The following is a 6,351-nucleotide window of genomic DNA, read 5'->3' as shown; positions in this document are numbered from 1 at the left end:
CGCTGCTGCACCGCCTACCGGTGGTTCCTCGACCGCATCGGCGGCAGCGCGCTGGCGCCGCTGCAGAATCGTCTCGACGTGCCCGTCGTCGACGTCGACAAGCCCGAGGGGCGGCGCCTCGGCAGGCTGCGCCGTGACGCGCTGCCGGTGCCCCTGCATCTGGGGCGCAGCCTCGCCGCCTATCCGCACCTCTCGCTCGCCGAACGCGCCGCGGTGGGCCGCGCCGCGCTGGCGCTCAAGCGGCTCGACCTCGCCGATCCGGCCCTGGACGCCCAGGACTTCGGCAGCTGGCTGACCGCGCACGGACAGTCGACGCGCGCCGTCGAGGCCCTGTGGGACCTGGTCGGGGTCGCCACCCTGAACGCGGTCGCGGGCGACTGCTCGCTGGGGCTCGCCGCGATGGTGTTCAAGACCGGCCTGCTGTCCGACCCCGGCGCGGCCGACATCGGCTGGGCGCACGTCCCGCTGGGCGAGCTGCACGACCGGCTGGCCCGCAAGGCGCTCGACTCCGCGGGCGTGCGCACCGAGGTCCGCGCCCGCGTCACCTCGCTCGCCCCCGACGACGACGGGACCTGGCGCGTGCAGACGCCCGGCGAGACGCTGCGCACCGACGCCGTCGTGCTCGCCGTGCCGCAGCGCGAGGCGTACGACCTGCTGCCCGACGGAGCCCTCCACGACGCCGGGCGACTGCTCGAGATCGGCGTCGCGCCCATCCTGAACGTGCACGTCGTCTACGACCGCAAGGTGCTCGACGCGCCCTTCCTCGCGGCCCTCGGCACGTCCGTGCAGTGGGTGTTCGACCGCACCCACGCCTCCGGACTGCGCGAGGGCCAGTACCTCGCCCTCTCCCAGTCCGCCGCACAGGACGAGATCGACGAGCCCGTCGCCGCCCTGCGCGAGCGCTATCTGCCCGAGCTGCGACGGCTGCTGCCGGGCACGCGCGGCGCCGAGGTGAGGGACTTCTTCGTGACCAGGGAGCGCACCGCCACGTTCGCCCCCGCCCCCGGCGTCGGGCGGCTGCGCCCCGGCGCCCGCACCGAAGCACCCGGCCTGTACCTGGCCGGAGCGTGGACCGCCACCGGGTGGCCCGCGACCATGGAGAGTGCGGTCCGCAGCGGTGTGAACGCGGCGGACGCCGCGCTCGGCGCCCTGGGCCGGCCCCGACCCCGTCGTCTCCTCTCGTTCGAGGAGGCGGCCCACTGCATCGTCCCGGGGGGCGACCCCCGCACCCCCGGCAGAAGGCCGGAGGGGACCGGCGTGCCCCTGCGAGGTGGGACCCGGTGACGTTCGATCAGCACGGCTCGGCACACCCCCGCACCCCCTCCGGTACCGCGACAAGAGGAGAATCTGTGCCCACTGTGCCCCCGGCCACGTCGGCCGCCCGGCGGACCGCGGTGGACGTGACCGCGCTCCTGGAGCGCGGCCGCACCCTTGCCACACCGGTGCTGCGGGCGGCCGTCGACCGTCTGGCGCCGCCCATGGACACGGTCGCCGCCTACCACTTCGGCTGGATCGACGCCCAGGGCAACCCGACCGACGGCGACGGCGGCAAGGCGGTGCGTCCCGCGCTCGCCGTGCTCTCCGCGGAGGTCGCCGGCGCCGCTCCCGAGGTCGGCGTCCCCGGCGCGGTCGCCGTGGAGCTGGTCCACAACTTCTCGCTCCTGCACGACGACCTGATGGACGGCGACGAGCAGCGCCGGCACCGCGACACCGTCTGGAAGGTGCACGGCCCCGCCCAGGCCATCCTGGTCGGCGACGCCCTGTTCGCCCTCGCCAACGAGATCCTGCTGGAACTCGGCACCGTCGATGCGGGCCGCGCCACGCGTCGGCTGACCACCGCCACCCGCGCCCTCATCGACGGCCAGGCCCAGGACATCTCCTACGAACACCGCGACCGGGTCAGCGTCGAGGAGTGTCTGGAGATGGAGGGCAACAAGACCGGCGCCCTGCTGGCCTGCGCCAGCTCCATCGGCGCGGTGCTCGGCGGCGCCGACGAGCGCACCGCGGACGCCCTGGAGAGGTACGGCCACCACCTCGGCCTCGCCTTCCAGGCCGTCGACGACCTCCTCGGCATCTGGGGCGACCCGGAGGCCACCGGCAAGCAGACCTGGAGCGACCTGCGCCAGCGCAAGAAGTCGCTGCCCGTGGTGGCCGCCCTCGCCGCGGGAGGCCCCGCCTCCGAGCGCCTCGGCGAGATCCTCGCCGCGGACGCCAAGAGCAGCGACTTCGACAACTTCTCCGAGGAGGAGTTCGCGGCCAGGGCCGCCCTGATCGAGGAGGCCGGCGGCCGTGAGTGGACCGCCGGGGAGGCGCGCCGGCAGCACGCCGTCGCCATCGAGGCCCTGAACGCCGTGGACATGCCCGAGCCGGTGCGGGAGCGGTTCACGGCGCTCGCCGACTTCGTCGTCGTACGAAAGAGATGATCACTATCGGTCGAATAGCCCTCGCGTAGTCGCCGGCCGGTGTGCGAGGAGAGAGAGCACCGGCCGACGGCGGACCCACAGCAGACGCAATGAGATGCACACTGCACGAAGGGGAAGCCATGACAGCGACGACCGACGGAAGCACCGGGGCGGCCCTGCCGCCCCGCGCTGCCGCGGCCAGCGAAACCGCCCTCACCATCCCCGTGGCGGCCGGGGTACAAGAAGCCGCCGCACGCGCCACGCAACGCGCCACCGACTTCCTGCTCGCCCGGCAGGACGCCGAGGGCTGGTGGAAGGGCGACCTCGAGACCAACGTCACGATGGACGCCGAGGACCTGCTCCTGCGCCAGTTCCTGGGCATCCGCGACGAGGCGACCACCCGGGCCACCGCGCTCTTCGTCCGCGGCGAGCAGCGCGAGGACGGCACCTGGGCCACCTTCTACGGCGGCCCGCCCGACCTCTCCGCCACCGTCGAGGCGTACGTCGCGCTGCGGCTGGCCGGCGACGAACCCGACGCGCCCCACATGGCCCGGGCCTCCGCCTGGATCCGCGACCAGGGGGGCATCGCGGCCGCCCGGGTCTTCACCCGGATCTGGCTGGCCCTGTTCGGCTGGTGGAAGTGGGAGGACCTGCCCGAACTGCCGCCCGAGCTCTTGTTCTTCCCCAAATGGTTTCCGCTGAGCATCTACAAGTTCGGCTGCTGGGCCCGCCAGACGATCGTGCCGCTCACCGTCGTCTCGGCGAAGCGCCCGGTGCGCCCGGCGCCGTTCCCGCTGGACGAGCTGCACACCGACCCCGCGAACCCCGCTCCGCCCAGACCCCTCGCCCCCGTGAACAGTTGGGACGGTCTCTTCCAGCGGCTCGACAAGGTGGTGCGCGGGTACCGGACGGTCGCGGTGCGCAGGCTGCGCAAGGCGGCCCTGAACTCCGCCGCCCGGTGGATCGTCGAGCGCCAGGAGAACGACGGCTGCTGGGGCGGGATCCAGCCGCCCGCCGTGTACTCGGTCATCGCCCTGCACCTGCTCGGCTACGACCTCGGGCATCCCGTGATGCGGGCCGGGCTGCGGTCGCTCGACCGTTACGCCGTGTGGCGCGAGGACGGCGCCCGGATGATCGAGGCCTGCCAGTCGCCGGTGTGGGACACCTGCCTGGCGACCATCGCGCTGGCCGACGCGGGAGTGCCCGCCGACCATCCGCAACTGGTCAAGGCCGCCGACTGGATGCTCGGCGAGCAGGTGGTGCGCCCCGGCGACTGGTCGGTGAAGCGGCCTCAACTGCCGCCCGGCGGATGGGCGTTCGAGTTCCACAACGACAACTACCCGGACATCGACGACACCGCCGAGGTGGTGCTCGCCCTGCGCCGGGTCGCCCACCACGACCCGGAGCGGATGAACCGGGCCGTCGCGCGCGGTGTGCGGTGGAACCTCGGGATGCAGTCGAAGAACGGCGCGTGGGGCGCGTTCGACGTCGACAACACCAGCCCGTTCCCCAACCGGCTGCCGTTCTGCGACTTCGGCGAGGTGATCGATCCGCCGTCCGCCGACGTCACCGCACACGTGGTGGAGATGCTGGCCGTCGAGGGGCTCTCGCGCGACCCGCGCACCCGGCGCGGCATCGCCTGGCTGCTGGCCGAACAGGAGCCGGAGGGCTCGTGGTTCGGGCGCTGGGGCGTCAACTACGTCTACGGCACCGGATCGGTGGTGCCCGCGCTCACCGCGGCCGGCCTGTCTCCGCGCCATCCCGCGATCCGCCGGGCGGTGGCCTGGCTGGAACGGGTGCAGAACGACGACGGCGGCTGGGGCGAGGACCTGCGGTCCTACCGGGACCCCGCCCGCTGGAGCGGCCGGGGCGCCTCGACGGCCTCGCAGACCGCCTGGGCGCTGATGGCGCTGCTGGCAGCGGGGGAGCGGGACTCCACGGCCGTCGAACGCGGCGTCGCCTGGCTGGCGGCGACACAGCGGGAGGACGGCTCCTGGGACGAGCCGTACTTCACCGGCACGGGCTTCCCCTGGGACTTCTCGATCAACTACCACCTCTACCGGCAGGTCTTCCCGCTGACCGCGCTGGGCCGGTACCTGCACGGAGAGCCCTTCAGCAAGAAGCCCGCCCCGCACGCGGCGCCCACCGAGGCCGAGGGGAGCTGATGAGCGCACAGCCCGCCCCGGCCCCGCTGCTGATCGCCTGCGCGCTCGGCATCGAGCACCTCGCTCTGCGCCTGGGCGACCGCAGCGGGGCCGACGGGCCGGTGACCGTGCTGCGCACGGGCATGGGCCCGAGGGCGGCGGAACGCTCCGTCACCCGGGTGCTGGCCGACCCGGTGCTCGCCGGCGCTGCCGTGCTGGCCACCGGCTTCTGCGCCGGTCTCGCCCCCGGCATGCACCCCGGCGATCTCGTCGTCGCCGAGGAGACCCGGGATCCGCGCGGGCGGGTGCCCTGCGTCGGCGCCGACCTGCTGGTCAAGGAGCTCGTGCGCGTCCTGCCGGGGCGCACCGTGCACACCGGGCCGCTCACCGGCTCCGACCACGTGGTGCGCGGGCACGAGCGGGCCGACCTGCGCGCCACGGGCGCGATCGCGGTCGACATGGAGTCGGCGTCCACGCTCCTGAGCGCCGTGCGCGCCGAACCGCGCCCGGTTGCGGCCGTACGGGTGGTCGTGGACGCTCCTGAACATGAACTCGTCCGGATCGGCACGGTGCGCGGTGGAATATCGGCTTTCCGCGTCCTTCGTTCCGTCCTGCCTGCGTTTTTCGAATGGCACCGTAATGTTCTGCTCCCCCGGAGGTGAGCCACATGGCCATGCCGCTGCGCCAGTCCATCAAGGTCGCTACATACCTGGCTGAACAAAAGCTCCGCAAGCGGGACAAGTTCCCGCTCATCGTCGAGCTGGAACCGCTCTTCGCCTGCAACCTCAAGTGCGAGGGCTGCGGCAAGATCCAGCACCCGGCGGGAGTCCTCAAACAGCGCATGCCGGTCGCCCAGGCCGTCGGCGCGGTGCTGGAGTCCGGTGCGCCGATGGTGTCCATCGCGGGCGGCGAGCCCCTGATGCACCCTCAGATCGACGAGATCGTCCGACAGCTGGTCGCGAAGAGGAAGTACGTCTTCCTCTGCACCAACGCCATGCTGCTGCGCAAGAAGATGGACAAGTTCACGCCCTCGCCCTACTTCGCCTTCGCCGTGCACATCGACGGTCTGCGGGAGCGGCACGACGAGTCCGTGGCGAAGGAAGGCGTCTTCGACGAGGCGGTGGCGGCCATCAAGGAGGCCAAGCAGCGCGGCTTCCGCGTGACCACCAACTCGACCTTCTTCAACACCGACACCCCGCAGACCATCGTCGAGGTCCTCAACTTCCTCAACGACGACCTCAAGGTCGACGAGATGATGATCTCGCCCGCCTACGCCTACGAGAAGGCGCCCGACCAGGAGCACTTCCTGGGGGTGGAGCAGACCCGCGAACTGTTCAAGAAGGCGTTCTCGGGCGGCAACAGGCGTCGCTGGCGGCTCAACCACTCGCCGCTCTTCCTCGACTTCCTCGAGGGCAAGGTCGACTTCCCGTGCACCGCGTGGGCCATCCCGAACTACTCGCTGTTCGGCTGGCAGAAGCCCTGCTATCTGATGAGCGACGGATACGTGCCGACGTACCGCGAGCTCATCGAGAAGACCGACTGGGACCAGTACGGCCGCGGGAAGGACCCGCGCTGCGCCAACTGCATGGCGCACTGCGGTTACGAGCCGACCGCCGTCCTCGCCACCATGGGGTCGCTGAAGGAGTCCCTGCGCGCGATGCGCGAGACCGTCAGCGGAAACCGGGAGTGAGGCGGTGACCGCCGTCCCGCTGGGCGTCCCGGAGATGCCGGCCCGGCCGGTGGCGTCGCGCCGCAGGAGCCGGCAGATCCAGGTCGGCTCCGTGGCGGTGGGCGGAGACGCCCCG

5 protein-coding genes are annotated in these 6,351 nt (G+C 72.4%); all 5 read left to right on the top strand.

Going from position 1 to position 6,351, the window contains the following annotated elements; all coding sequences use genetic code 11:
- Positions 1-1,284, top strand: a 1,284-nt coding sequence (hpnE, locus tag ABT300_RS40075; protein ID WP_351686931.1) for a hydroxysqualene dehydroxylase HpnE, incomplete at its 5' end; no start/stop codon positions are given.
- 74 nt (positions 1,285-1,358) lie between these two features.
- Positions 1,359-2,423, top strand: a complete 1,065-nt coding sequence (locus ABT300_RS40070; RefSeq protein WP_351686935.1) for a polyprenyl synthetase family protein — start codon at positions 1,359-1,361, stop codon at positions 2,421-2,423.
- Positions 2,424-2,542: 119 nt separating this feature from the next.
- On the top strand, positions 2,543-4,567 hold the full coding sequence (gene shc, locus ABT300_RS40065; protein WP_351686928.1) for a squalene--hopene cyclase: 2,025 nt from the start codon (positions 2,543-2,545) through the stop codon (positions 4,565-4,567).
- On the top strand, positions 4,567-5,208 hold the full coding sequence (locus ABT300_RS40060) for a phosphorylase family protein (protein WP_351686925.1): 642 nt from the start codon (positions 4,567-4,569) through the stop codon (positions 5,206-5,208). Before shc ends, ABT300_RS40060 begins: the two co-directional genes overlap by 1 nt.
- A gap of 5 nt (positions 5,209-5,213) precedes the next feature.
- Positions 5,214-6,236, top strand: a complete 1,023-nt coding sequence (gene hpnH, locus ABT300_RS40055; protein WP_351686922.1) for an adenosyl-hopene transferase HpnH — start codon at positions 5,214-5,216, stop codon at positions 6,234-6,236.
- Positions 6,237-6,351: the final 115 nt, after the last annotated feature.

It is taken from the genome of Streptomyces sp. NPDC001027 (genome assembly GCF_040299045.1).
Classification (GTDB): Bacteria; Actinomycetota; Actinomycetes; order Streptomycetales; family Streptomycetaceae; genus Streptomyces.
This window is presented reverse-complemented; position numbering and strand designations above follow the sequence as displayed.